The organism is Pseudomonas sp. SWRI77, assembly GCF_014269105.1.
In the GTDB taxonomy this organism is placed as follows: domain Bacteria; phylum Pseudomonadota; class Gammaproteobacteria; order Pseudomonadales; family Pseudomonadaceae; genus Aquipseudomonas; species Aquipseudomonas capeferrum.
This window is the reverse complement of record NZ_JABWRV010000004.1, coordinates 12092-37557: the sequence shown is the minus strand read 5'-3', so window position 1 is coordinate 37557 and position 25466 is coordinate 12092. Positions and strand designations below refer to the sequence as shown.

The following is a 25466-nucleotide window of genomic DNA, read 5'->3' as shown; positions in this document are numbered from 1 at the left end:
CTTTCATGAACCCACCCATGATGTGGTGACTTGGCCGACCCCACAGATAAACCTTACAAATCAGTAAGATAGCGATCTATCAATGGCCGCGACCTCACTCAAGTGATTACCACCTGATCAGCCGCTGCCCCGCTGTCGCCTCTGGCCCCAGCCATTGCGCACCGCGCAGCAGCGGCGTCAGGGCGGCATCGGGCTGCAACGCGAGGGTGACCTGGGCCTGTCGCCCCAGCAGGTGCGCATCCACCTGCAACTGATGCTGCCCCTGCTGCGCCAACTGCCCCAGCACATGCCAACCACCTCGGCACTGCACCTCGAGCCATCCCTGCCCTAACCCCAACGACCAGGGCTCACTCAGCGCCAGGTCCGTGACACTGATACGCCCCTCGGCAGCCTGGCATCGCCGCCCCGCACCGTGCACCCGCAGCGTACCCTGCCATTGCCCAACCAGGCGATAGGCCGCAGGCACAGTCACCTGCGCCGCTGTGGGCTGAACGTCAAGGCGCCAACGCCAAGGCCAGCCTTCAACCCGCACCTGCCAGGCCTGCCCCTGAAAGCCCAATGCCCCTTGGCCCTGCAAACGCCAGGGCTGCACGGCCCACTGCAATGGCCCGAACGGCCCAAGCTGTGTCGCCTGCCCCTGCCACAAGCTGCCGCTCACTCCCGTTGCCGGCAGGCCGAACCCACGCACCAGCCAACTGGCCGGCAGCTCCACCAGCAAGGTCAGGACAAACACCCACAGCAGCCACGCCACGCTGCCCCGGCTCATGGCCGCAGCACCAGGTCAAAACGCAGGCCGTTGGGGGCGTGCTCCAACCCCCACTGCAACGGTTGCGCGCCCTCGCTCTGCAGCGAAACGACCCAGCCCAGCAGGGCCTGCTCATCGGCCACCTGCCCCTGCATGTGCCAGGTCTCACCCTGTGCGACCACCTCCTGCAACTCGATGCGCCGCGCTTGCGCCGACTGGTGCAGACGCTCCAAGCTCAGCGGCGCGCCCCCCTGCAAACCTGCCGCCGCCTGCGCCAACCCCCGCCATTGGCCAAGCGCGTGCCATTGCGCCAGTCCTTCGCGTACAACCAGCACGCTCGACAGCAGCGCAATCAGCCCCCCGGCCAGTGCCAGGCGATGGCGCTGAACCCAGTCCCGGTTCATGTCGCCACCTCCAGGTCGAAAACCACACGGGTCGACGATGCATCCCCGTTCACTTGCACCTGTGCCCCAACAGCACTGGCCATCTCGCCCCAGGGCGGTGCGGCCCCCTCCCCCTCCACGCGCACATGCCAGCGCTGGCCGTCGAAGCGCACGGCTTGCAGGCGCCAGCCGGGATGCGCTTGCAACCAGGCCTGCAAGCGCCCCTGCAAGTCTGCCAACTGACGCACACGCAATTGCTGTTGCAGTTCGGCTTCGCGCAGGCGCTTGAGCACCTGCGCCGCCTGCCGCGGCCCTGCCTGCTCGCTGGTCACGGCAAGCACCTGGGCTTGCCAGAGCTGCACCTGGCGCCATTGCTGGGCCAACCACAGGCCGCCCCAGGTGCAGGCCAGCAGCAGGCAGGCGGCAAGCAGCTGACGCTGCGCTCGCGAGGGGCCAACAAAGGTGCGAGGTCGTCGCTGCTCGAACAGGCCAGGCAGGCTGTCGAGCGGCGCCAACTCGTCGGGCCAGCGCCCCTCGAGCGGCACCCTGCGCAGTTGCGGCCAGGGTTCGACCCGCACATCGCCCAGCGCATCAGGCCAGGCCAGCCAGCGTTCGCCCGCGCCTTCGCTCAGCCCCTTCATCAAGCTGAACCCGCCCGGCTTCTGCCAACACCAGGCCACACCCGCCTCAGGAACAGGCAGCAACTGAAATTCGGCCCAGCAACACTCGACCGACACCCCCCATTCCACACACTGCCCGCGCCAGCCCTCCAGGTGCTGACGTGCCACGGTCAGTAGCCGCACCTGCCCGGCTTCACGGCCCAAACATCCACACACCACCTCATCCGCGCTCTGCAGCAAGCGGTCTTCAAGCAACAATGGCCATTCTTCACGCCTGAGCCCCGGCGGTGCGGGCAACTGGAAGTGGCTGCAGTGCTCGGCAGGCACGATCAACGCCACCCGCGCCTGCAGGTTCGCCGGGGGCTCGCCCTGCCCCTGGCGCTGCGCGATACCGCCCTCGACCAACAGCCAGTCCCAAGGGCTGCCTGGGCGCAACAACAGCCAAGGCCGGGCCGGCGAACGTCGACGCCAATCAACCTTCATGAACGCCCCCAGGGAATAACGAAAGTGCAGACATACGGTGCTCCATCACGCTGCAGCTCCAGGCGCACACCACGGCCGGGGTGCGCCGGTTGATCGGAAGGCCAGGGTTGCCAGCGGCCGCCCTGGTGATACAAAACGTTCACCTTGCTCACCCCTTCAAGTTGCTCGCGCAACACCCAGCGCGCAGCAGTCGCGGCATACAGGTCGGCCGAACTCTCCAGCAACACACGCTGCTCGCGCGCCTCGAAGCGCAAGCGCTGGCGCTGTAGGCGCGACCCGCCTTCAGCTTCAGGCAGGCCGGTGGCAGCCACCCACAGCAGTTGGCCGTTCGCGGGTTGCCAATCGAACCAGCGGCTGGCCAAGGGCAGACGCTGTTCGTACACCCGGCGCAGCACCGGGCTGTCGAGGCGCCGCTCCAGCGCCAGGCAAAAATCCAGCACCGAGGTTTGCTGGCTGCTCACCTGCAACCGCTCACGCACCTTCAGCCAGCCGTTGACCAATGCCGCTAGCATGATGCCGAGCAGCGCGGTCAGGGCCAGCGCGACCATCAGTTCGATCAGGGTAAGGCCTGCCTGATGCCGCTTCATGGGCGCTCCAGAAAAACACTGTATTGGCCAAGCGGCAGCCGCTGGTCGCGGTCGCCGAACACCTGCAGTTCGCCCCGGCGCAGGTCACGCACGCCGGTGCGGCGCAATCGCATCTGCCAATGGCACAGCTGGCCGCCCTGGCTCAGTTGGCCGCCCACCTGGTTGCTGGTCGGCCAGTACTGTTCGACGACGAAACGGGCTTGCAGCTCGCGCGCGCACAGCAGGCCAAGGCGGTGCTGCTGCAGGTTGTCCTGCACCGCCAGGCGCTGGCGCAGGACCTGGCTGGTGATCACCGCCAGCACGGCGGCAATCGCCAGGGCCACGGTCACTTCCAGCAGAGTGAAACCGCGCTGCTGGCGCTTCATGGCAGTGGCGCCAGCTGTAGCTTGCCATCGCTGCGCCAGGCCCATTGCTGGCTGCCTTTGGCCCAGTGCCAGCGCACCGAGCCCGGCTGAGCCCAGCCTTGCGGCGTGAACAGAAGATGCGGATGCGCGCTGGCGGGCCAGTCCGGGCGCAGGCCCTTGGGCCAGTCGCCGAGCGCGACGGTCTCGACCACCCAGGCGTCGCCCTCGCGGCGGACAAACTCCGGCCGCTGGCCAGTCCAGCGCAACCCGCGCAACTGCCCGGCATGGCGGGCCAGGGCCGCCTGGGTCCGGGTTTCGGCCGCCAGGCGTTGCAGGGCTTGGTCGACATTCGTCTTGCCGCTGTCGAGCCAGGCCACGGCCAGGCTGGACATCAACCCGGCGATGGCCAGCACCACCAGCAATTCGATCAGGCTGAAGCCTTGTTCACGGCGCACCCTTACAGCGCCCAGTTACCCAGGTCGGCATCCTGCCCTTCGCCGCCAGGCACACCATCGGCACCCAGCGAATAGACATCAACGCGCCCATGCTCGCCAGGCATGCGGTACTGGTACGGCGTCCCCCATGGGTCTTGCGGCAGGCGGCGCACATAGCCATCGCTGCGCCAGGCACGCGGCAGCGGCGCCTGCTCGGGCTTTTTCACCAGCGCAGCCAAGCCTTGCTCGTTACTGGGAAAACGCAGGTTATCCAGCCGGTACATGTCCAGCGCCTGTTCGAGTGTGGCCAGGTCTGCCATGACCTTCTGCCGCATGGCCTTGTCCTGGTTGCCCAGCACACTGGGTGCGACCACGGCGATCAACAGGCCGATGATGAAGATCACCACCATGATCTCCATGAGGGTGAAGCCACGCTGACGGTTACGACGATGCTGCATGGAAGTACTCCTTGTGTTCACAATTGCAGGCCCTGGTTGAGTTGCATGATCGGCAGCAGCACCGCCAGCACGATGAACAGCACCACGGCGCCCATCACCAGGATCATCAGCGGTTCGAAAAGCGCCATGGCGGTGTCCACCTGGCGGGCGAAACCGCGCTCCTGGTCGTCCGCCACCCGTTCCAGCATGTCGGCCAGGGTGCCGCTGGCCTCGCCGCTGCCGACCATGTTCACCAGCAACGGCGGAAACTGTTGGCAGGCATCCAGCGCGCGGTGCAGGCTGGTGCCGCCCTGCACCTGCTGGCGCACCTGCTCCATGGCCAGGCGGATGCGCCGGTTGGAAACTGTCTCGGTGGCCACCTGCAGGGCTTCGAGCAGGGCCACGCCGCTGCTGCTGAGAATCGCCAGGCTACGTGCCAGCCGCGCGCTTTCCAGCACCTGCAACAGGCCGCCCACACGCGGCAGGCGCAACAGCAACTCATCACGGCGCAGGCACCAGTGCGGCTTGCGCAGCAGCCAGCCACCGAGCAGCGTCAGCAGCATCGCCAGGCCCAGCAACCAGGGCCCGGCGTGCACCAGCCCCTGGCTCAGGCCGATCAGCAAGGCGGTTATCAACGGCAGGCTCTGCCCGGCGTGGGCAAACTGCTCGGTGAGCTTGGGCACCACGAAGGTCATCAGGCCGATCACCACGGCAAGCGACACCCCCATCAGCACACAGGGGTAGATCAATGCAGTACGCGCCTTGTGCTGCTGGCGTTGCACCTGCTCCAGGTGATCGGCCAGGCGCGTGAGCACCTGGGCCAGGCGCCCGGAGCGCTCACCGGCCTCGACCAGCGCACAGTACAGGCCGCTGAACGGCGCCCCCTGGCGGGCCAGGCTGCGCGCCAGCCCCAGGCCTTCGGCGAGCGAACCGCGCAAGGCCACCAGCACGCTGTGCAAGGCAGGCTGGCGCAATTGCCGTTCGAGGGTGGCCAGGGCGTCGACCAAGGGGATCCCCGCGCCGGTCAAGGTCGCCAACTGGCGGGTCAGTTCGCACAGTTGCGCACGGCTCAGGCGCTGGCGGCGGGGTTGCCGCACGCCTGCCTCGTGGCGCTGCAACTGGCGGGCGAACAGGCCCTGGTCACGCAACAGCTGGCGCGCATGGCGCTCGCTGTCGGCCTGCAGGCTGGCCTTGTGGGTCTTGCCGGCCAGGTCGACGGCTTGATAACGATAGGTCGGCATGGCTCAGCCCTGCACCACGCGCAACACTTCGGCCAGGCTGGTCTCGCCACGCGCCAGGCAATCGCTGGCCATGGCTACCAGGCTGCGCCGACGGTCGGCCAGGTAATCCTGCATGGCTTGCTCACTGGCGCCGTCGTACAGCAGCGCGATCAGGCCGGCGTCCAGCTCGATGAACTCGTACAGGCCCAGGCGCCCGACATAGCCACTGCCCTGGCAGTGCTCGCAACCGACGGCGTGGTAACTGCTGCCCAGCGCACACAGCTCGGGCCACAAGTCACGTTCGGCGGTTTGCAGCGGCTGCGCCACCGCACACTGGCACAGCCGCCGCACCAGGCGCTGCGCCAGCACACCGCGCAGGCACGACGCGATCAGAAAGGGTTCGATGCCCATGTCACGCAGGCGGGTCACTGCCCCCACCGCGCTGTTGGTGTGCAGGGTCGAGAGCACCAGGTGGCCGGTGAGGCTGGCTTGCACAGCTATCTGTGCGGTTTCCTGGTCACGGATTTCGCCGAGCATGATCACATCCGGGTCCTGGCGCAGGATTGCGCGCAGGCCACTGGCAAAGGTCAGCCCGGCGCGTGGGTTGATGGCCGTCTGGCCGATGCCGGCGATGGCGTACTCCACCGGGTCTTCGACGGTGAGGATGTTGCGGCTGCCATCGTTGAGGCTGTTGAGGCTGGCGTACAGCGTGGTGGTCTTGCCCGAACCGGTAGGGCCGGTGGACAGCACGATGCCATTGGGCCGCGCTAGGCAACTGCGCAGGCCTTGCAGCACGGCGGCCGGCATGCCCAGGTTGTCCAGCGCCAGCAGGCTGGCCTGCTTGTCGAGCACGCGCATCACCACCCGTTCACCGTGAATGCCCGGCAGCGTCGAGACCCGCACATCGACCTCGCGCCCTGCCGCCCGCAAGGTGATGCGGCCATCCTGGGGTTGGCGTTTCTCGGCGATGTCCAGCCGCGCCATGACCTTGATGCGTGACACCAGCATCGCCGACAGCGCCCGCGGCGGGCGCAGCACCTCGCGCAGGTGGCCGTCGACCCGCAGGCGCACCACCAGGCTCTGTTCGAAGGTCTCGATATGGATATCCGAGGCACGCAGGCGCAAGGCCTGGCCGAACAGCCCGTTTATCAGGCGGATCACCGGCGCCTCGTCATCGCTTTCGAGCAAGTCCTCGATGCGCGGCATCTCGCTCATCAGGCTGTCCAGGTCGACCTGGTCGCCGATACCTTCGATCAGCGCTGCGGTGGCCGCATCGCCGCCCTGATACAGCTGTGCCAGTTGTTCGTCGAATGCTGCGGGCTCCAGGTAGGCCAGCGCACCGGGCTGGCCATGCACCCGCAGCAGCTCCTGCAACACCTCGCTGTCAGCGTCGCGGCGCAGCCACAATTGCCAGCCGTCTTGCGCGGGGGTCATGGCCAGGCCTGCCTGGCGTGCCAGCCGATAGGGCAGCATCACCAGTTACCGCCGTCCAGGCGCGCCCGGCTGGCGGGGAACACCTGCAGCAGCGGCGTGGCGCCTTCAGCACCGGCAAGGTCCGGCAACTGCAGCGGGGTGGTCTGCTGCAGGGTGCGGTACTTGCCTTCGCTGAGCCCGGCCAGGCTCGGCCCATCGCGCAGGATGCGCGGGCGAATGAAGACCATCAGGTTCTGTTTGGTGTTCTTGCTGGCGTCGGAACGGAACAGGCGGCCCAGGTAGGGGATGTCACCCAGCAGCGGTACGCGCTGGTTGCTGGTACTCAGCTCGTCGCTGATCAGGCCGCCCAGAATCACCAGGCCGTTGTCTTCGACCATGACCTTGGTCTTGATCTCACGCTTGTTGGTGATCACATCGCTGGCAGCGCTGGAGTCGGCAATCGACGAGACCTCCTGGACGATGTCCAGGCGCACGCTGTTGTCGATGTTGATCTGCGGTTTGATCCGCAGCTTGACCCCGACCTCCTTGCGCTCGATGGTCTGGTAGGGGTTGGCGTTGTTCTGCGTCACCGAGCCAGTGACGAAGGGCACTTCCTGGCCAACCAGGATCGACGCCTCGGCGTTGTCCAGGGTCAGCAAGGTTGGCGTGGACAGCAAGTTGAAGCCGCTCTTGCCCTTGAGCGCATTGACCAGCATGGCGAAGTTGAAACCGCCGCCGAAGTGGCCGATGCCGGCAGTGGCCCCGGCGGTGGCAGACAACAGCTTGCCCAGTGCCTCGGTGTCTTCGCTGGCGGCAGCACCGGCGATGTTGGCGATGTTCACCCCGTTGCTGCCGAAGTTGACGATACCGGCACCGAACTTCTCGTCGGCGAACAGCCACTGCACACCCAGCTCCTGGGCACTGCTGTCGGACACCTCGGCGATGATCGCCTCGACCACCACCTGGGCACGGCGGATATCCAGCTGCTCGACGATGGCACGGTAGGCGGCCAGCTCGCTGTCGGGGCCGACCATGACTACAGCGTTGGTGCCCTCTTCGTATTCCAGGCGAATGCCCGAGCCACCGGGGGCGGCCATCACCGGCCGGTCCTTGGCTTCGCCCTCGGCCACGCCTTCTGCCGGCGCCATGCCTTCCTGGCTGAGCCCGCGCAGCACCTTGACCACTTCACTGGCCGTGGCGTGCCGCAGGTAGATGACTTGGGTACTGCTGCTGCCCGCCGTCTCGCTGGGGCGGTCGAGCTGACGCAGCAGGCTGGCGATGCGTTCGAGGTTGCTGCGCCAGTCGGTGACGACCAACTGGTGCGCCGCCGGGTACGGGGTGATCACCCCAACCCGTGGGTCGATCAATGGCTTGAGTATGCCAAGCACCTGCTCGGTGGCGGCGTTGCGCACATTGAATACCCGGGTCGCCACGCTGTCGCTGCCTTCGCCCTGCTGCCCGGCAGGCTCCACCGGCACCGGTTCCAGGCGCGCTGCCTGGTCGGGGACGATCTTCACGCTGCCATTGGGCAGGTCGACGGTGGCGTAGCCCTGGGCGCGCAGTTGGGCGAGGAAGATGTCATAGATGGCATCGGCGTCGTGCAGGTCGACGGTGCGCACGGTGACCTTGCCCTTGACCCGCGGGTCGACGATGAACGTGGTACCGGTGATGCGCGACACGCTGTCGATGAATTCACCCAGCTCGGTGTCGACGAAGTTCACCTCGTACATCGGCGTGCCGTCGTCATCGAACACCGGCTCCTCGGCGCTCGCAACCGGCAGGCCCACGGCCAAGGCCAGGCTCAGTGCAGCCGCCATGCAGTATTTAACAGGCATCGTTCATCCTTGCCGCTTGAGGCCGGTCACGGCGGGGCGTGGCGGCCAGGGCAGGCGTTCACGCCGCCCCTGGTTATTGAAAATCAGGCCATCGCTGTCGATGTCCTGCAGCACGATCCCCGGTGCCAGGCGCTGGCCGCGGGCCAGGGTGCGCACTTGCTGTTCGTAACGCAGCACCACCACGCTGGCCGACAACGGCTGGGCCTTGAGGCCACCGAGGTAGTGCAGGGGCAAACGGGTGATGACGATCGCGCCGTCGTCGACGGGTGCCTGCCAGTGGCCGACCATCAACCCCGGCAGTTGCGTCTCGGTGGCCGGCGAGCGGCTGGCCGGTTGTGGCTGGCGGCCCAGTTGCAACACGCACTGTGCAGCGAGCCAGCCGGCCAGGGTCAGGCAGCCACCAGTGATCAGCCGCGAAGCGAAGCTCACGAAGCCATCTGCCGGGGGTGCCAGCCTGGGTGGCCCTGCACATAGCGCACTTCGGGCCATTGCAGCGCTGTCAGTTGCCAGTCAGGCGCCTGCCGTGCCAGCCACGCCTCTACCCGCTGCCAGAGCGGCTCGCCGGCCTGCGACGCGAACTGCAGGCCAAACGTGCGGCACAACCCCTCGCTCGGCTGCAAGCCGCTGATGCGTTTGCCCTGGGGGCTGTAGCTGACTTGCCAGGCCTGGCCCTGCCAGCGCGGCAGGTCCTGGCTGTTGTCCAGCAGCAACGGGTCGCCAAACAGCTGTTCCGCGGCATTTTCCAGCACTTGTTCGACCTGCCGGGCCGGAGCCTCGACCACCGGGGCCGGGTAACCGCCGGTCAGGCTGATCAGGTGCTCACGGGTAATCGCTGTACCCGCCGCCAACGGGCAGTCGTAACGCAGGCCCGGCAGCAACACCGGCAGGCTGCCGTCATCGGCCAAAGCCTGATGCAGCAGGCGGTCCCAGCTGCCGCCACGGGTGTCACGCCGCCACAGCGCCTGGGGCGCGCGGGCCAGCGGTTGATCGAGCCACGCCGCGTGGCCGGCGCGCTGTTGGTTCAACTGCGCCTGCAATTGCCCGGCACGCACCTGCGCTGCCGGTGAAAGCGTCTGTTCGAACGTCGGGAAGAAGCGCCCCTCGAACTGCCATTGCCCCGCTACCTGCTGGCAGCGCAAGCGAAACGCACCGCTGCCCCGGCAGCCGGCGAACAGCACCGGCACGCGGCGGCCGCTGGCCTGGGTGGCCTGCACCGGTGTTGGCCACAGGTCCTGGCCACGTGCGCACAGTAACAGGTCGATGGCCGGCAGCCGTTCAGCCAGCCACAGCCCCGGCCCGGTACCGACATCGGCCAGGGCCACCACCAGGTCGGCCTCGCGCCGGGCCTGTTGGAAAACCGGCAGCAAGGCCTGATACCACTGTTTGAGGGAGGCTTTCTGGTCTTGCGCGTAAGGGTCGGTGACACCGACCACAGCAATGCGCGCGCCGCCCCGTTCGAACAGCTGCAGGGGTTCGAGCCCAAGGGCCTGGCGTTGTTCGTCAGCGAGCCCGGCGCCAAGCGTAGTGGCGGACGCCTGGCGGTAGAGTGCTGCGCTGCGCTGTGGCCAGAGCACGCGCTCGTCACTGCTGACCCGCGCTTCGCTGCCCAGCAGTTGGCTGCCTTGCACGCCACTTTCACCCTGGGTCAGGTAGGCCAGGCCGCTGCCATTCCAACCTTGGCCGTTCTCCAGGGTCAGGCTGTTGCCTGCACCGGCCTCGCCACGCAGTTGCTCCAGCAATGCGCCGAGTACGGCATAGCCACCCAGGTTGGCCTCGTCGGCCCGGCCGGCATCGAGCAGTGGCGCCAGTTGCGGAAAGGCGATGCTGGCGCTGGCACCGGTCATCCACGGCGCACGCCCGAGGTGGCTGACCGGCCCCAGGCGCGTCGCCGGGACCACAGCCCGGCCGGGTTGGCGGGCATCGAGGGTGTCGGCGACATAGAGCAAGTCCAGGCGGGCATTGCCACCGCGCGGCCCCGGCAAGGCGGAACAGGCGCCGAGCAACGGTGCCAAGGCACCGACACCCATCCAGCTGATCACTTCGCGCCTGTTAACACTGCTTGCCATCGAACCCGCCATCCTTATCCACGTTCACGTTGGGCCCGGATGTTGCGGCGTTCGCATGACAGTTTGATGGCAGAAATCCGACAGCAATTCCAAATTGATCTGTCGGACACATATCTAAGAACCGACAGTTTTAAGCACTCGTTAACATTTCTGCCAAGGAATCATCACACTTGCGCTCTAAAGTCGCGGTTTCCTTCAACTCAGCCAAACATAAGGACACCCTGATGAGTCGAGATACCGGCGACAACCTGGACCGGAACCACAGCGGCAATATGCCGATGGCCAACGTCATGGACGCCTACCTCAGCCGCCGCAGCATCATGCGTGGCAGCCTGGGCGCCGCCATCGCCATGATCGCCGGTACCGGCCTGACAGGCTGCTTCGACGGTGGTGGTTCCGATCACGATGATCCTGTCACCGAGCCACCGGTGACGGAGCCACCTGTTACCGAACCGGAAGTCCCGAAATTGGCACTGGGCTTCCAGTCCATCCCAGGTTCGCGCACCGATGCCTGTGTCGTCGCCGCAGGCTACAGCGCCTACGTGCTGGCGCCCTGGGGCACGCCGCTGAACAGCAATGCCAGCCCGTGGAAGTCCGATGGCAGCAACACCTCGGCCGACCAGGCCAATGCCATGGGCATGCACCACGACGGCATGCACTTCTTCCCGATCAATGGCAGCTCCGAAGACGGCCTGCTGGCGATCAACTTCGAGTACATCGATGCTGCCGCCTTGCACCCGGCTGGCCCGACCCTCGATGCCAACGGCAAGCGCCCGGCCGAAGAGATCCGCAAAGAAATCAACGCCCACGGCGCTGGCGTGGTGCGCCTGCAGAAGGTCAGCGGGCGCTGGCAGGTGGTCGACAACGACCCGCTGAACCGCCGCTTCACCACCGCCTCGCGCATGGAAATCACTGGCCCGCTGCGCGGCACCGACCACGTCAAGACCAAGTACTCCAGCGCCGGCACCCACTGCCGCGGCACCAACAACAACTGCGGCAACGGCTACACCCCATGGGGCACCTACCTGACCTGTGAAGAGAACTGGCCGGGCATCTTCGTCAACAAGGGCACCCGCCCCGAAGACCAGCGCCGCATCGGCGTGGGCACCTCCAGCGGCCAGTACAAATGGGAAAGTGCTGCCGGTGACAGCACCGAAGTGGCCGACGAATTCACCCGTTTCGACGTCACCGTCAAAGGCGCCAGCGCCACCGACGACTACCGCAACGAAGCCAGCACTTACGGCTACATCGTCGAAATCGACCCGTACAACAGCGCCACCCTGGCGACTAAGCGGACGGCACTGGGGCGCTTCCGCCACGAAGGCTGCTGCCCGGGCCTGCCGGTGGCCGGCAAGCCGCTGGTGTGGTACATGGGCGACGACTCGAACAACGAGTACCTGTACAAGTTCGTCTCCACCGCCGTGTGGGACGCCGCCGACGCAAGCCCGGCCGACCGCCTGGCCACCGGGGCCAAGTACATGGACCAGGGCAAGCTCTACGTGGCCCGCTTCAATGCCGACGGCACAGGCGTGTGGCTGCTGCTCGACGTGGCCACTGCCACCACCGGCGGCAGCACCCTTGGCGCGCTGTACGGTGACCTGCCGGGTATCATCCTCAACACTCGCGGTGCGGGCGATGCCGTGGGCGCGACCCCAATGGACCGCCCGGAATGGACCACAGTCAACCCGCTCAATGGCGATGTCTACCTGACCCTGACCAACAACAGCGCGCGCACCCCGGAAAAAGTCGACGCCGCCAACCCGCGTGGCCCGAACCGTCACGGCCACATCATCCGCTGGCACGACAGCGACGATCAGCTGAGCTTCACCTGGGACATTTTCGTGTTTGGCGCCAACGCTGCCGGCACCGCCGACATCAACCGCTCCGGGCTGACCGAGCTGAACCAGTTCGCCAGCCCCGATGGCATGAGTTTCGATAGCCGTGGCGTGTTGTGGTTCGAGACCGACAACGGTGAGAGCACCCTGACCGATTACACCAACGACCAGTTGCTGGCGGTGATCCCGACGGACCTGGTGGATGCCACGGGCAAACAGGTGCCAGTCAACGCGCAGAACCAGATGGACCTGCGGCGTTTCTTCGTTGGGCCGAACGGCTGCGAGGTGACGGGGATTGCCTTCAGCCCGGACAACAAATCGATGTTCGTGAACATCCAGCATCCGGAGAACTGGCCGTATACCGACAAGGCTACCGATGCTACCCCGGCGGGGGCTACGGTAAGGCCGCGGGCTTCGACCGTGGTGATTCAGCGTGATGATGGCGGGGAGATCGGCACCGCCTGACCAGGCGCCGGGCCGTCAGCCTCGCGCTGGCTGTACCGGCCTCTTCGCGGGGCAAGCCCGCGAAGAGGCCGGCGAGGTTTACCAGAGTATCGGCTCACGACTCTTCACCCGCACCTGCTGCGCCGGCACCCGCGCATGCCACTGCACCACCCCCAGCGCCTCGACCTGAAACGCGCTGCGCATCACCCGCCCCTCTTCCTCGAACGACAGCTGCAACACAAAGTGCCCACTGTTGAGCAGCAACCCTTCGCTCAACCGTTCGAACGTCTCATCATCCACCGCCCCCAACGCCTGGCGCAGCGCCGCCGCATCCACATAGCCTGATGCCGGCCGGCCACTGACGATGCGGCTGAGCAGCGAACGCGGATACCGCCCCTCATACAGGGCATCGAGCAACGGCAGATGCTCCAACCCCAGGGCATTGGCGTTCAAGCGCCAGCCCGTGGTCTGCGGCAGGGCGCACAGCATCGGGTAGCGGCGCTGGCGCGTGGCGTCCGGCTCCAGCAGCAGGTTCAGCTCGCTGGTGTCGAGCATCGCTTGATTGGCCGCCAGGCGCGGGGGTTGCTGGCGCAGGTACTGGGCACTCTCGGCCCCCTGCAAACGCGCATCGCTGTCACTGTCGAGCCAGTCGGCCAGGCCGTCGACCAGGCGCTCGGCCGCCATGTCATCGCCCAGCAGGCGGCGCAACTGGCGCTCGGCACGTTCACCGTCGGCACCGAGCAAAGCGTTTACGTTGAAGCAGGCGTGCTGGTCGCGTACCTGCAATTGCGCCTGGCCTGCGCCAAAGTCGTAGTCCAGCGGCTGCCCACGCAACGCCTGCCAGAACAACGGGCTAAGCCGCCAGGCCGGGTCGCGCAGCGCCTGCTCGGCATAGGCCAGGCCGGCCTGTTCCATCGCCCGCACCTGCACCCGCTGGTGTAACAGGCGCACTTCATCGACCTGGCGCCGGCCATCCTCCACCAGCCAGGCCATACCTGCCGCGAGCATCGCCAACACCACCATTACCATCAGCAGGGCCGCGCCCTGCTGTCGTCTGCCGCCCATCCGCGTGCGCCTCTCATGGCCTGTAAAAGCGCCAGTCAACACGCCAGTTGTTGCAGGTAGATGGCAATCGCCCTTCCGTCATGTTCGCGTCATCTACGCGAGGCAGGATTACCCTTCCTTTTCATGGCCTTACAGGAGTGGTCGCAATGGGTGGCATTGGCATCTGGCAACTGGTGATCGTACTGATGATCGTATTCCTGCTGTTTGGTACCAAGCGCCTCAAGGGCTTGGGCAGCGATGTTGGCGAAGCCATACAAGGGTTTCGCAAGTCCATGGGCGGTGACAACGAAGCCAACCCATCCGGCCCGGCTCAGGTGCAGCAGCAGGCACCGCTGGCCGGCCAGGCTACGGCGCAGTCGCAAACGGACCGTCAGGCCTGATGTTCGAGGTAGGCTTCAGCGAGTTGTTGCTGGTTGGCATCGTCGCACTGCTGGTGCTCGGGCCCGAGCGGCTGCCGGTTGCGGCACGTACGCTCGGGCGCGGCCTGGGCCAGGCACGCAGGGCCATGCAGGGCCTGCGCGCACAGATGGAACGGGAGATCGAGTTGCCCAACTTCGACAGCGAGCCCCTGCAGCGCCTTGAGCAGGACATTCGCCAGGGCATCAGCCTTGCCGCACAACCGGCCAATGACCCGGCAACCGTCCCAGTGCCCAGGGAGAATGCCTCATGAGCCTCGCCATGGACCCTGCGGCAGCTATGCCGCTGACCGAGCACCTGCGCGAGCTGCGCAAGCGCCTGGTGCGCTGCCTGGCAGTGGTCGCGTTGGTATTCGCAGGGCTGTTCCCCTTCGCCCAGCCCCTCTACACACTGATCTCCGAACCGCTGCGCCGCTTCCTGCCGGAAGGCGCCAGCATGATCGCGACCAGTGTCACCTCACCCTTTCTGACCCCTTTCAAGCTGACCGCAATGTGCGCGCTGTTCGTCGCCATGCCGCTGTTGCTGCACCAAGCGTGGGGGTTTCTGGCGCCGGGCCTGTACCGCCGCGAACGGCGCATTGCCCTGCCGCTGCTGGTGTCGAGCATTTTGCTGTTCTATGCCGGCATGGCGTTTGCGTTCTTTCTGGTGTTCCCGATGATGTTCGGCTTTTTCGCCAGCGTGACGCCCGATGGCGTGGCGATGATGACCGACATCAGCCAGTACCTGGACTTCATCATGGCGCTGTTCCTGGCGTTCGGGCTGGCCTTCGAGATCCCGGTGGCGACGTTCATTGTGGTGTGGGTGGGGCTAGCGGATGTCGCAACGCTCAGGCGCAGCAGGCCCTACGTGATTGTCGGCTGTTTTGTGGTGGGGATGATTCTGACGCCGCCGGACGTGTTTTCGCAGACGATGCTGGCGGTGCCGATGTGGGTGCTGTTCGAGGTGGGGTTGTTGGCGTGCGGGGCATTGCACAAGCCCGCTGCCCACCCCTGAGCGAGGCGCTGATGCCCCGCGGCCCCGGAGTCACTTCCCGCTGCTCGCCTGAATAACAGCGATGCACCATGGCCATTTCCGACAGCAACGAGAATGGCCATGAGCACAAACGACACCCACTTCACGCCGAGCTTCCAGAGCACTTACGCGCTGGAGCAATTGAAAAGATTTGCCCGCGCTTCGAATGAGTTGCTGTTCTCCCAGGTACTGTTACCGGTATTCGACGCGAACATCCCCGTTGCACGCCTGGAAGCATTGAGGGCTGCGCTGGCCGACGACACCGTGACCAACCCAGCGTTTAACATGGTCGACCAGGGCGAGTCGGTGGCGGTCTACGACTACCAGCGCCGGGTGATCGATGTGGACACGGGGGCGATCGAAAAAGCCCTCGCGCAACCGGAAACAACACCCACCCTGCTGATCGCGCTGATCGAAGCATTCGCCTTGCACATCGATAATCTGTTGCGCAATGACCTGGCCGATAGCACTCAAGCTGACACCGCTGCCGTGCTGCTGGAGGCGCCCGAAGGGTTGGCGACTCACTACGCCGCCATGCTGACGTACTTCGACCAGATCCCCGGCGACGGCGTGAGTTTTGCCCATTACACCAGCGCCGCCTACGACGGCCCGATCCAGTTGACCTTGCCGGCCCTTGAAGCAGCACCCGACGAACCGGAAAGGGGCACCCGACACAAGCGCTTCGCTGCCGAAATAGAAGACCATGGCGACGCAACGCATGCGCACGAGACCATCGAAAAGGTGGCCCTGACCCGCGTGGGCTTTACTGCTGAGCAGTGCCAGGCAATCTACTTTGGCAACTGGCTGCGTGATCATTCACAACTGATCGACCCCAAGATCGTCCGCGCGCCGGGTGCAGAAGCGAAATTCCCGGCCATGTTCACCCGACAGACACTGACCAAGCTGGTGGATTTTCTCGCGTTGAAAAAATTCCACGCCTTGCAGAACACCCCGCAAGGCCGCGAGGCCTATACCGTCACGCCTGCCTTGCTTGGGGTGTACCGGCCCTCGGAGCACATCGACAACCCCATTAACCTCGACGAAGCGGCGATCGACCCTCGCACCATTGACCCCGAGTTCGAAGCACTGGTGCGGCGCGATAATCCGCTCAATGTGCCGCACCCCAAGTATTCGGTAATGATGTATTTCAAGACTTCACTGCGCTATATGAGCAAAAAGCTCGACGCTGCAAAAGCCGAAGGGAAGACAGCCACCGGCATGCGCAACCTCGGCGAAGCACTGCATGTGCTCGAAGACTTGTTCGCCCACTCCAACTACGTCGAACTGTGCTTGCGCAAGATTGGCCATGCCGATGTTGCCGCGTGGTCCACCGACCTTATCGGGGCAAAACACCCGTGCCCGGTGGTAACCGGCCGGTTCAGCGGCTTGGACGTCATCGGCAGTGTGGCCGAGCCGTTGGCCAGGATCCTCTTCCCGACCAATTCCCTTGCCTTCAGGCCGATCGAGGCGGGGGAGCGCAGCGACAATGAACAAGCGTTGTCGATCTTGCTTGAGGGTAGCGATTATCCCGAGATGAAAGAGGCCTATGAATTGACCCTGCGCCAACGTGACATCGCCGCGCGCAACCCGCTGTTGCGCCTAGTACAAGGTGTCCGGTGGGCCCGGGACCTGCCACTGAATTCGGTCAACTTTGCAAAGAATTGGCTCATGCAGAAGCTGGCGACATGGGCAGGCGACAGCATCGGCCCCCTGCAGACCGCCTTCAACAGCGACCCGAATACCGACAGTGAGGCCATCGTTTCGCACTCGCAGCTGGCCAAGGACCACGCTACCCACCCCCTTCACGAGCTGGCAGCGTTGCTGGCGCAAGATGCCGTCGAGCGGGTAGCAAGAGCGATGAAAGAGGCATGGGAGGGTAATGCCCAGCGCCAACCCGCCTATCTGGCCAGCAGCTACTTCAGCCACCCGGGTGACAATACCTGGTACGAGAAAATGGCCAGAGACTGGGCCGCCGCCAACCCCGAAAAAATCGAAGAAGCCTGTAACCCTACCCGCCTGATACAGCGTCGCCAGCAAGAAATGCAAGCGTCACTCGAACGCTTGAAAAAGCTCGGTAACGACGACAACTATTCCCTGCAGCATTACTACGAAACGCTCAGGATTGCGTTCCCCATCTAACGCAATCCCAATGAAAAGGCCCGGCAGTTGCCTGCCGGGCCTTTTCATTGCACATCCTGCCACGTGACTGCTCAGAAGGCAGCCAATGGCCAGACTTCGTAGGCAGGCGTCTGATAAGGGTGACTTTGCTTGAGCGCGGCGACGACCTGGGTAATCAGGTCATCGGCCACCACCAGCTCCACCTTCCACTCCTCCACCACCTCGACCTGCCCGGCTTGCCCGAGAAATGGCTGGCTGCCATCCAACGGGCGAAACTGGCCTTGGCCCAGGGTTTGCCAGGCACAGTGGTCATAGTCGCCGATGCGTCCGCCGCCAGCGGCAAACACAGCGGCCTTGACCACCTCGACGTGGCTGGCCGGGACGAAGAAGGCGAGCTTGTACACGCCTTAGTTCACCCACACCCGCGCGTTGCGGAACATACGCATCAGCGCGGCATCTTCCTGCCACTCATCCGGGCGCCAGGAGTTCTGCACGGCGCGGAACATACGCTCCGGGTGCGGCATCATGATGGTCACACGGCCGTCGCGGCTGGTCAGGCCGGTGATACCACGCGGCGAACCGTTCGGGTTGGCCGGGTAGGTTTCGGTGACCTTGCCGTGGTTGTCGACGTAGCGCAGGGCCACGCAACCGGACACGTCGGCTTCCAGCAATGCTGCTTCGTTGGCGAACTCGGCGTGGCCTTCGCCGTGGGCGATGGCGATCGGCATGCGCGAACCGGCCATGCCCTGCAGGAAGATCGAGTTGGACTTCTGCACCTCGACCATGGCCACACGGGCTTCGAACTGCTCCGAGCGGTTACGCACGAAGTGCGGCCAGAACTCGGTGCCAGGGATCAGCTCGTGCAGGTTGGACATCATCTGGCAACCGTTGCACACGCCCAGGGCGAAGCTGTCGGTACGCTCGAAGAAGGCCTGGAAGGCATCGCGGGCACGGGCGTTGAACAGCGCCGACTTGGCCCAGCCTTCACCGGCACCCAGCACGTCGCCGTACGAGAAACCACCGCAGGCAACCAGGCCCTTGAAGGCTTCGAAGTCGACACGGCCAGCCAGGATGTCGCTCATGTGCACGTCGATGGCGGCGAAGCCGGCGCGGTCGAAGGCGGCAGCCATCTCGACCTGGCCGTTGACGCCCTGCTCACGCAGGATCGCCACTTGCGGGCGCACGCCTTTCTTGATGTACGGCGCTGCGATGTCATCGTTGACGTCAAAGCCCAGCTTGACCGACAGGCCCGGGTTGTCTTCTTCGAGCAGCGCGTCGAATTCCTGGTCGGCGCATTCGGCGTTGTCACGCAGGCGCTGAACCTGGTAGCTGGTCTCGGCCCACTGGCGTTGCAGCAGGCGACGGTCACCCTTGAACAGCGCCTCGCCGTTCAGACGCACGACGACTTCGCTGTTGTTGATCGGCTGGCCGATCACCGCAACGCAGTCTTCACCCAGGCCAGCGGCGCTGAACTGAGCCAGTACGTCTGGCGTGGCATCCTGGCGAACCTGGATTACCGCACCCAGCTCTTCGTTGAAGAGGATGGCGGCGGCTTTTTCCGGCTTGCTGGTCAGCGTGTCCAGCTCCAGGTCGAGGCCGCAATGGCCGGCGAAGGCCATTTCCAGCACGGTGGTCATCAGGCCACCGTCGGAACGGTCGTGGTAAGCCAACAGGTGGCCGTCAGCGTTGAGGCCCTGGATCACGGCGAAGAAGGCCTTGAGGTCTTCGGCATCGTCGACGTCCGGTGCGGCACTGGCCAACTTGCCGTGGGTCTGCGCCAGGATCGAGGCGCCCATGCGGTTCTGGCCGCGGCCCAGGTCGATCAGGACCAGGTCGGTTTCGCCCTTGTCCATGCGCAGTTGCGGGGTCAGGGTTTTACGGATGTCGGTGACCGGGGCGAAGCCAGTGATGATCAGCGACATCGGCGAGGTCACGCTCTTCTCGACACCGCCTTCGCTCCACTTGGTCTTCATCGACATCGAGTCTTTACCGACCGGGATGGTGATACCCAGCTCAGGGCACAGCTCCATGCCTACGGCCTTGACCGTGTCGTACAGACGGGCATCTTCACCGGGGTGGCCGGCGGCGGACATCCAGTTGGCCGACAGTTTGATGTCGGACAGTTTTTCGATCTGCGAGGCCGCCAGGTTGGTCAGGGTTTCGCCGATGGCCATGCGGCCGGACGCCGGGGCGTCGAGCAGGGCCAGCGGGGTGCGCTCACCCATGGCCATGGCTTCACCGGTGTAGACGTCGAAGCTGGTCGCGGTAACGGCGCAGTCGGCCACCGGCACCTGCCATGGGCCGACCATCTGGTCGCGGGCCACCAGGCCAGTGATGGTGCGGTCGCCGATGGTGATCAGGAAGCTCTTGCTGGCCACCGCAGGGTGGTGCAGCACGCGCTCGACGGAATCGGCCAGCGACAGTGTGCTTGGGTCGAACTCATCGCCAAGCTCGGCTTCGCGGGTGACCGAACGGTGCATGCGCGGCGGTTTGCCCAGCAACACGTCCAGCGGCATGTCTACTGGGGTGTTGGCGAAGTGGCTGTCGGTCACGGTCAAGTGCGGCTCTTCAGTCGCCTCGCCGACCACGGCGAACGGGCAACGCTCGCGCTCACAGATGGCCTGGAAACGGTCGAAGTCGACGGCGCTGACGGCCAGCACGTAACGCTCCTGCGATTCGTTGCTCCAGATTTCGTGCGGGGCCATGCCCGGCTCGTCGTTGGGCACGTTGCGCAGTTCGAAGCGGCCACCACGGCCACCGTCGTTGACCAGCTCAGGGAAGGCGTTGGAAATACCCCCCGCGCCGACGTCGTGGATGAAGGCGATCGGGTTCTTGTCACCCAGCTGCCAGCAGCGGTCGATGACCTCTTGGCAACGGCGCTCCATTTCCGGGTTTTCGCGCTGTACCGAGGCGAAGTCCAGGTCGGCGGAGCTGGCGCCGGTGGCGACCGACGAAGCTGCACCGCCACCCAGACCGATCAGCATGGCCGGGCCGCCGAGCACGATCAGCTTGGCGCCGACGGTGATCTCGGCCTTCTGCACGTGCTCTTCACGGATGTTGCCCATGCCGCCGGCGAGCATGATCGGCTTGTGGTAGCCGCGCACTTCTTCGCCGTGGGGGGTGTTGATCGCCTGCTCGAAGGTACGGAAGTAACCGGTCAGGGCCGGGCGACCGAATTCGTTGTTGAACGCAGCGCCACCCAGTGGGCCTTCGACCATGATGTCGAGGGCGTCGACGATGCGCTCAGGCTTGCCGTACGCCTGCTCCCATGGCTGCTCGAAGCCCGGGATGCGCAGGTTGGACACGGTGAAGCCGGTCAGGCCAGCCTTGGGCTTGGCGCCACGGCCGGTGGCGCCTTCGTCGCGGATTTCGCCGCCGGAGCCGGTGGAGGCACCGGAGAACGGCGCGATGGCGGTCGGGTGGTTGTGCGTCTCGACCTTCATCAGGATGTGCACCGGCTCCTGCACCGCGCCGTACTGGCGGGTTTCAGGGTTCGGGAAGAAACGGCCGGCAACGTTGCCGACGATCACCGAGGCGTTGTCCTTGTACGCAGACAGCACGCCTTCGCTGTGCATCTGGTAGGTGTTCTTGATCATGCCAAACAGGCTTTTTTCCTGCGCCTGGCCGTCGATGTCCCAACTGGCGTTGAAGATCTTGTGGCGGCAGTGCTCGGAGTTGGCCTGGGCGAACATCATCAGTTCGATGTCGTTCGGGTTGCGCTTGAGCCCCTGGAAGGCGTTGACCAGGTAGTCGATCTCGTCTTCGGCCAGGGCCAGGCCCAGGTCGACGTTGGCCTTGGCCAGCGCATCGCGGCCACCGGCGAGGATATCGACCGAGGTCATCGGCTTGGGCTGGGCGTGGCTGAACAGGTCGGAAGCCTGCTCCAGCTGGGCCAGCACGCGCTGGGTCATGCGGTCGTGCAGCTCGGCGGCGACGGCCTGTGCGTCGGCCTCGCTCAGGTTGCCGGCTACGTAGTAGGCGATGCCGCGCTCGAGGCGCTGGATCGACTGCAGGCCGCAGTTGTGGGCGATGTCGCTGGCCTTGCTGGCCCAGGGCGAAATGGTGCCCAGGCGCGGCACGACCAGGAACAGGCGGCCGGTCGGCTCCTGTACCGGCACGCTCGGGCCGTACTTGAGCAGACGGCCCAGCACCTGCTGCTGGTCGGCGGTCAGCTCGCCATCGACATCGGCGAAGTGGGCGAATTCGGCATACAAACCAGTAACAGCGGGGACTTTCTGGCTCAGTTGCTCGAGTAATTTACCGTGGCGAAAGGCAGAAAGGGCAGGAGCGCCGCGCAGGATCAACATCGTCGGGACAGCCTCAGGAAGGGGTGTGCTTAGAGGCCGTGCATTCTAGCCTAATTCCGCGGCTTTCGGCACCCGCCAGAGGGCAATGCTGCCGGGCGGCGGAACCGGACTTCGGGGTCAAAAAAAATCACGTGTTTGCTGAGGGTTTGGCGCCACAATCCTCAGCCAAGCCCGCCGAAGCACACAACGCGCTACCAGACAAGCTAACCGTTGTCGAGATATGGCGGCCCTCGTCCTTTGCGTATACTGCAAGCTATGTTCGCCCATACTGCTCTGCGCCAGCGTTACGCCAAATGGCTTCTCGCAACCGGACTCTTTCTGATGCTCGGTGCCTGTGTTGAAAAACCCAGCACCCTAGAGCGCGTGAAGGAGGATGGCGTGCTGCGCGTCATCACCCGCAACAGCCCGGCCACCTATTTCCAGGACCGCAACGGCGAAACCGGCTTCGAATATGAGCTGGTCAAGCATTTCGCCGACGATCTCGGCGTAAAGCTGCAGATCGAGACCGCCGACAACCTTGATCAAGTGTTCGACGAACTGGGCAAGCCCTCCGGCCCGGTGCTGGCCGCCGCCGGCCTGGTCAGCAGCGAGCGGCGCAAGGCCCAGGCAAAATTCTCTCATCCCTACCTGGAAGTCACTCCACAGGTCATCTATCGCAACGGCCGCTCCCGCCCCACAGAGGCCAAGGGCCTGGTCGGCAAGAAGATCATGGTGCTCAAAGGCAGCAGCCATGCCGACCAGCTGGCCGAGCTGAAAAAACAGTACCCAGGCCTGGAATACGAAGAATCCGACGCCGTCGAGGTGGTCGACCTGCTGCGCATGGTCGATGAAGGCCAGATCGACCTGACCCTGGTCGACTCCAACGAACTGGCGATGAACCAGGTGTATTTCCCCAACGTACGGGTCGCCTTCGACCTGGGCGATACCCGCGATCAGCGCTGGGCCGTGGCGGCCGGTGAAGACAACAGCCTGCTCAACGAGGTCAACGAGTTCCTCGACAAGGCCCAGAAGAACGGCACCCTGCAGCGCCTCAAAGACCGCTACTACGGCCATGTGGATGTACTCGGCTATGTTGGCGCCTACACCTTCGCCCAGCACCTGCAGCAGCGCCTGCCCAAGTACGAGAAGCACTTCAAGAGCTACGCCAAGGTCGAGCAGGTCGACTGGCGCCTGCTGGCGGCCATCGGCTACCAGGAATCCATGTGGCAGCCGGAAGTCACGTCCAAGACCGGCGTGCGCGGCCTGATGATGCTCACCCAGCGCACGGCGCAGGCCATGGGCGTATCCAACCGCCTGGACCCGAGGCAGAGCATCCAGGGCGGTGCCAAGTACTTCATGCTGATCAAGCAGCAGCTCGACGACAGCATTCAGGAACCCGACCGCACCTGGTTCGCGCTGGCCGCCTACAACGTCGGCAGCGGCCACCTGGAAGACGCCCGCACCCTGGCCAAGCGTGAGAAGCTCAACCCGAACAAGTGGCTGGATGTGAAGAAGATGCTGCCGCGTCTGGCGCAGAAGCAGTGGTACAGCAAGACCAAGTACGGATATGCCCGTGGCGGCGAGCCGGTGCACTTCGTGGCCAACATCCGCCGCTACTACGACATCCTCACCTGGGTGACCCAGCCGCAGCTCGAGGGCCAGATGGCCGAAGGCAACTTGCATGTGCCCGGGGTCAACAAGGACAAGCCGGCAGAGCAGTCGCCGCCGATGTGACCGTTGCCGGCCTGGCCACTGTCGATCGCCTGCCCCGCGAAGAGGCCCGCACAGGCTAGCGCATGGCCCGCCGAGCCTTGAAAAACTCGCTCAAGATCGCCCCGCACTCCTCGGCCAACACCCCACCTTCTACCATCACCCGATGATTGAGGAAGCCCTGGCCAAAGAACTGCCCCTGGCTCTGCACGATCCCCGCCTTGGGCTCCAGCGCCCCGTACACCACCCGCGCTACCCGCGAATGCACGATCAACCCCGCGCACATGCTGCAGGGCTCCAAGGTCACATACAGCGTGCTGCCCGGCAGCCGATAATTGCTCGCTGACTTGGCGGCTGCCCGAATGGCGACCATTTCGGCATGGGCGCTGGGGTCACTGTCGACGATCGGCCGGTTGAAGCCCTGCCCGATCACCTGGCCATGCTGCACCAGCACCGCCCCCACCGGCACCTCACCCATCGCCGCCCCTTCGGCGGCCAGTGTCAGGGCCAGGCGCATGAATTCCTGATCGCGGCTGCGATCGATGATTTGCGGGCGCATCAGACCACCGTGATCGCGGCCATCAGGCCGGTTTCCATGTGATCGATGACGTGGCAGTGGAACATCCAGGTCCCTGGGTTATCCGCCACCAGAGCGACCTGGGCGCGCTCGTTCTTGCCCAGCAGGTAGGTATCGGTGAACCACGGTTCGACGATCTCACGGCGGTTGGAAGCGATCACCTTGAAGCTCATGCCGTGCAGGTGGATCGGGTGCTGGTACTGGGTCATGTTCTTCAGCTCGAAGATGTAGCTCTTGCCCTTCTGCAGCGTCGCGATGGGCCGGTCGGCGCAGGTCTTGTCGGTGATGTCCCAGGCCTGGCCGTTGATCTGCCACAGGCTCGGCGGCCTGCCGTTCTCGGTGTTGACCGAGACCTTGCCGACCCATTCAAAATTGAAGTTGAGCTTTTCGGCATTCTCCAGGTCCGGCTCGGCCACCGGGTTCGGCGGCAAGGCTGGCGGCCAGTCGCTGGGGGCGTCGTTGCTGGCCACCGAACGCAAGGTGCCCAGGCGCACGAAACCGTCGCGCAGGGAGATTTCCTCACCCGCCTCAGGAATGCGAATCGCCAGGCAGATACGCATGCCTGGCCCCAGCCAGTAATCGTCGTCCAGTGGCCGCGGGGTGACCGGGTTGCCGTCGAGCGCGTAGATCCTGGCCTCGCAGTTGCCCTTGAGGTTCAGGCGGTAGGTCCAGGTGTTGTCCAGGTTGAGCAGGCGCAAGCGCACCACTTGGCCGGCGGGCAACTCGGTCACCGAATCGGGCTGGCCGTTGATGGTGATCAGCCGCCCGGCAGTGCCGTTGCGCGCGGCCTCGCGGGGGATGCTGAACGGCAGCCAGGCGCCTTGCTCGTCCACGTGCCAGTTTTTCAGGCTCAGGGTGCGCTCGTGCAGAAACCCGGTAGGCTCGCGCTCCTCGACGATCAGCGGCCCGACCAGCCCGCGGCCAAGCTCTTCGGAGCTGCTGACGTGCGGGTGGTACCAGTAGCTGCCGGCATCCGGCACACGGAACTTGTAGTCGAAGTACTCGCCAGGCTTGACCGGCAGTTGCGACACATAGGGCACGCCGTCCATTTCCAGCGGCAGGCGGATGCCGTGCCAGTGGATGGTGGTTTCGACCGGCAGGTGGTTGATGAAACGCACCCGCAGCCAGGTCCCCTGGCGCACCCGCAATTCGGTGCCCGGCGCCGACGGGCCAAAGGCCCAGGCCTCGGTCTTGAAGCCCGGCACCAGCTCCACTTCCAGGGGCGCGGCGATCAGTTCGTAGTCGTGCCCGGCATTCTCGTCCTCGACCTTGCCCAGCCAGTACCGCGCCGCGCCTCCGGCGCCCAGGCCTACCACAACCAGGCCGGTGAGGCCCTTGAGCATTTGTCGACGGGTGAAGGACATTGGTGCGGGTACCTCGTTTATTGCGCAAGCCAGCTGCCAGCAGGGCTGGCAATGAAGGGCGAATACGATACA

General features: G+C 65.2%; 23 protein-coding genes. 6 read left to right on the top strand and 17 right to left on the bottom strand.

The features are described from left to right. Window positions 1-106 precede the first annotated feature (106 nt). Genes HU766_RS05440 through HU766_RS05385 form a run of 12 tightly spaced genes read right to left on the bottom strand, consistent with a single transcriptional unit; the run spans window position 107 to window position 10567 of the window. Window positions 107-766: a general secretion pathway protein GspN gene (locus tag HU766_RS05440; protein WP_186654316.1), complete on the bottom strand. Its 660-nt coding sequence runs from the start codon at window positions 764-766 to the stop codon at window positions 107-109. Beyond that, complete coding sequence (gene gspM, locus HU766_RS05435; RefSeq protein ID WP_186654313.1) at window positions 763-1149, bottom strand: type II secretion system protein GspM; 387 nt, start codon at window positions 1147-1149, stop codon at window positions 763-765. Before gspM ends, HU766_RS05440 begins: the two co-directional genes overlap by 4 nt. After that, window positions 1146-2231 carry a GspL/Epsl periplasmic domain-containing protein gene (locus tag HU766_RS05430; RefSeq protein WP_186654310.1) on the bottom strand — a complete coding sequence of 362 codons (1086 nt, stop codon included), beginning with the start codon at window positions 2229-2231 and terminating at the stop codon, window positions 1146-1148. Before HU766_RS05430 ends, gspM begins: the two co-directional genes overlap by 4 nt. Continuing rightward, window positions 2228-2818, bottom strand: a complete 591-nt coding sequence (locus HU766_RS05425; RefSeq protein ID WP_186654307.1) for a prepilin-type N-terminal cleavage/methylation domain-containing protein — start codon at window positions 2816-2818, stop codon at window positions 2228-2230. Before HU766_RS05425 ends, HU766_RS05430 begins: the two co-directional genes overlap by 4 nt. Beyond that, window positions 2815-3183 (bottom strand): type II secretion system protein GspI, encoded by a 369-nt coding sequence (locus HU766_RS05420; RefSeq protein WP_186654303.1) that lies wholly within the window; start codon window positions 3181-3183, stop codon window positions 2815-2817. Before HU766_RS05420 ends, HU766_RS05425 begins: the two co-directional genes overlap by 4 nt. Then, a complete protein-coding gene (gene gspH, locus HU766_RS05415; protein WP_186654300.1) occupies window positions 3180-3617 on the bottom strand; it encodes a type II secretion system minor pseudopilin GspH in 438 nt (145 codons plus the stop codon). The genes HU766_RS05420 and gspH overlap by 4 nt, the downstream gene beginning before the upstream one ends. A gap of 2 nt (window positions 3618-3619) precedes the next feature. After that, a complete protein-coding gene (gene gspG, locus HU766_RS05410) occupies window positions 3620-4054 on the bottom strand; it encodes a type II secretion system major pseudopilin GspG (RefSeq protein WP_033700983.1) in 435 nt (144 codons plus the stop codon). 17 nt (window positions 4055-4071) lie between these two features. Continuing rightward, a complete protein-coding gene (gene gspF, locus HU766_RS05405) occupies window positions 4072-5274 on the bottom strand; it encodes a type II secretion system inner membrane protein GspF (protein WP_186654290.1) in 1203 nt (400 codons plus the stop codon). Between the two features lie 3 nt (window positions 5275-5277). Then, the gene (locus HU766_RS05400; RefSeq protein WP_186654287.1) at window positions 5278-6726 is read right to left on the bottom strand and encodes an ATPase, T2SS/T4P/T4SS family; all 1449 of its coding nucleotides are present in this window, start codon (window positions 6724-6726) and stop codon (window positions 5278-5280) included. Further along, window positions 6726-8483, bottom strand: a complete 1758-nt coding sequence (gspD, locus tag HU766_RS05395; RefSeq protein WP_186654678.1) for a type II secretion system secretin GspD — start codon at window positions 8481-8483, stop codon at window positions 6726-6728. Before gspD ends, HU766_RS05400 begins: the two co-directional genes overlap by 1 nt. A gap of 21 nt (window positions 8484-8504) precedes the next feature. Further along, a complete protein-coding gene (locus HU766_RS05390) occupies window positions 8505-8930 on the bottom strand; it encodes a pilus assembly protein PilZ (RefSeq protein ID WP_095064066.1) in 426 nt (141 codons plus the stop codon). Beyond that, complete coding sequence (locus tag HU766_RS05385; protein WP_033700990.1) at window positions 8927-10567, bottom strand: lipoprotein UxpA; 1641 nt, start codon at window positions 10565-10567, stop codon at window positions 8927-8929. The genes HU766_RS05390 and HU766_RS05385 overlap by 4 nt, the downstream gene beginning before the upstream one ends. 224 nt (window positions 10568-10791) lie before the next feature. Here HU766_RS05385 and HU766_RS05380 point away from each other — a divergent pair, with 224 nt between their 5' ends. Continuing rightward, complete coding sequence (locus HU766_RS05380; protein WP_186654271.1) at window positions 10792-12867, top strand: PhoX family phosphatase; 2076 nt, start codon at window positions 10792-10794, stop codon at window positions 12865-12867. A gap of 78 nt (window positions 12868-12945) precedes the next feature. Here the strand turns inward: HU766_RS05380 and gspK are convergent, their stop codons facing one another. Next, window positions 12946-13911 (bottom strand): type II secretion system minor pseudopilin GspK, encoded by a 966-nt coding sequence (gspK, locus tag HU766_RS05375; RefSeq protein WP_186654269.1) that lies wholly within the window; start codon window positions 13909-13911, stop codon window positions 12946-12948. A gap of 146 nt (window positions 13912-14057) precedes the next feature. Here gspK and tatA point away from each other — a divergent pair, with 146 nt between their 5' ends. The 4 genes from tatA to HU766_RS05355 all read left to right on the top strand — a co-directional run bounded on the left by tatA (window position 14058) and on the right by HU766_RS05355 (window position 17478). Further along, the gene (gene tatA / locus HU766_RS05370; RefSeq protein ID WP_033700993.1) at window positions 14058-14291 is read left to right on the top strand and encodes a twin-arginine translocase TatA/TatE family subunit; all 234 of its coding nucleotides are present in this window, start codon (window positions 14058-14060) and stop codon (window positions 14289-14291) included. After that, on the top strand, window positions 14291-14581 hold the full coding sequence (gene tatB, locus HU766_RS05365; RefSeq protein ID WP_186654266.1) for a Sec-independent protein translocase protein TatB: 291 nt from the start codon (window positions 14291-14293) through the stop codon (window positions 14579-14581). Before tatA ends, tatB begins: the two co-directional genes overlap by 1 nt. Further along, window positions 14578-15321 carry a twin-arginine translocase subunit TatC gene (tatC, locus tag HU766_RS05360; protein ID WP_186654264.1) on the top strand — a complete coding sequence of 248 codons (744 nt, stop codon included), beginning with the start codon at window positions 14578-14580 and terminating at the stop codon, window positions 15319-15321. Before tatB ends, tatC begins: the two co-directional genes overlap by 4 nt. A gap of 99 nt (window positions 15322-15420) precedes the next feature. Continuing rightward, entirely contained in the window at window positions 15421-17478 is a 2058-nt protein-coding gene (locus tag HU766_RS05355; protein WP_186654261.1) for an HET-C-related protein, read from the top strand. A gap of 71 nt (window positions 17479-17549) precedes the next feature. On the opposite strand, the gene HU766_RS05350 is transcribed toward HU766_RS05355, so the two are convergent. After that, window positions 17550-17861 (bottom strand): NGG1p interacting factor 3 protein, NIF3, encoded by a 312-nt coding sequence (locus tag HU766_RS05350; protein WP_033700996.1) that lies wholly within the window; start codon window positions 17859-17861, stop codon window positions 17550-17552. A 3-nt stretch (window positions 17862-17864) separates the two neighbouring features. After that, window positions 17865-21764 carry a phosphoribosylformylglycinamidine synthase gene (gene purL, locus HU766_RS05345; RefSeq protein WP_186654259.1) on the bottom strand — a complete coding sequence of 1300 codons (3900 nt, stop codon included), beginning with the start codon at window positions 21762-21764 and terminating at the stop codon, window positions 17865-17867. Window positions 21765-22019: 255 nt separating this feature from the next. Between purL and mltF the strand changes: the two genes are divergently transcribed. Then, window positions 22020-23477 (top strand): membrane-bound lytic murein transglycosylase MltF, encoded by a 1458-nt coding sequence (mltF, locus tag HU766_RS05340; protein WP_186654256.1) that lies wholly within the window; start codon window positions 22020-22022, stop codon window positions 23475-23477. A 55-nt stretch (window positions 23478-23532) separates the two neighbouring features. Here mltF and tadA read toward each other — a convergent pair whose 3' ends face one another. Both tadA and HU766_RS05330 read right to left on the bottom strand, forming a co-directional pair. Further along, entirely contained in the window at window positions 23533-24012 is a 480-nt protein-coding gene (gene tadA / locus HU766_RS05335; RefSeq protein WP_186654254.1) for a tRNA adenosine(34) deaminase TadA, read from the bottom strand. After that, window positions 24012-25394: a multicopper oxidase family protein gene (locus HU766_RS05330; RefSeq protein WP_033701003.1), complete on the bottom strand. Its 1383-nt coding sequence runs from the start codon at window positions 25392-25394 to the stop codon at window positions 24012-24014. Before HU766_RS05330 ends, tadA begins: the two co-directional genes overlap by 1 nt. Window positions 25395-25466 lie beyond the last annotated feature (72 nt).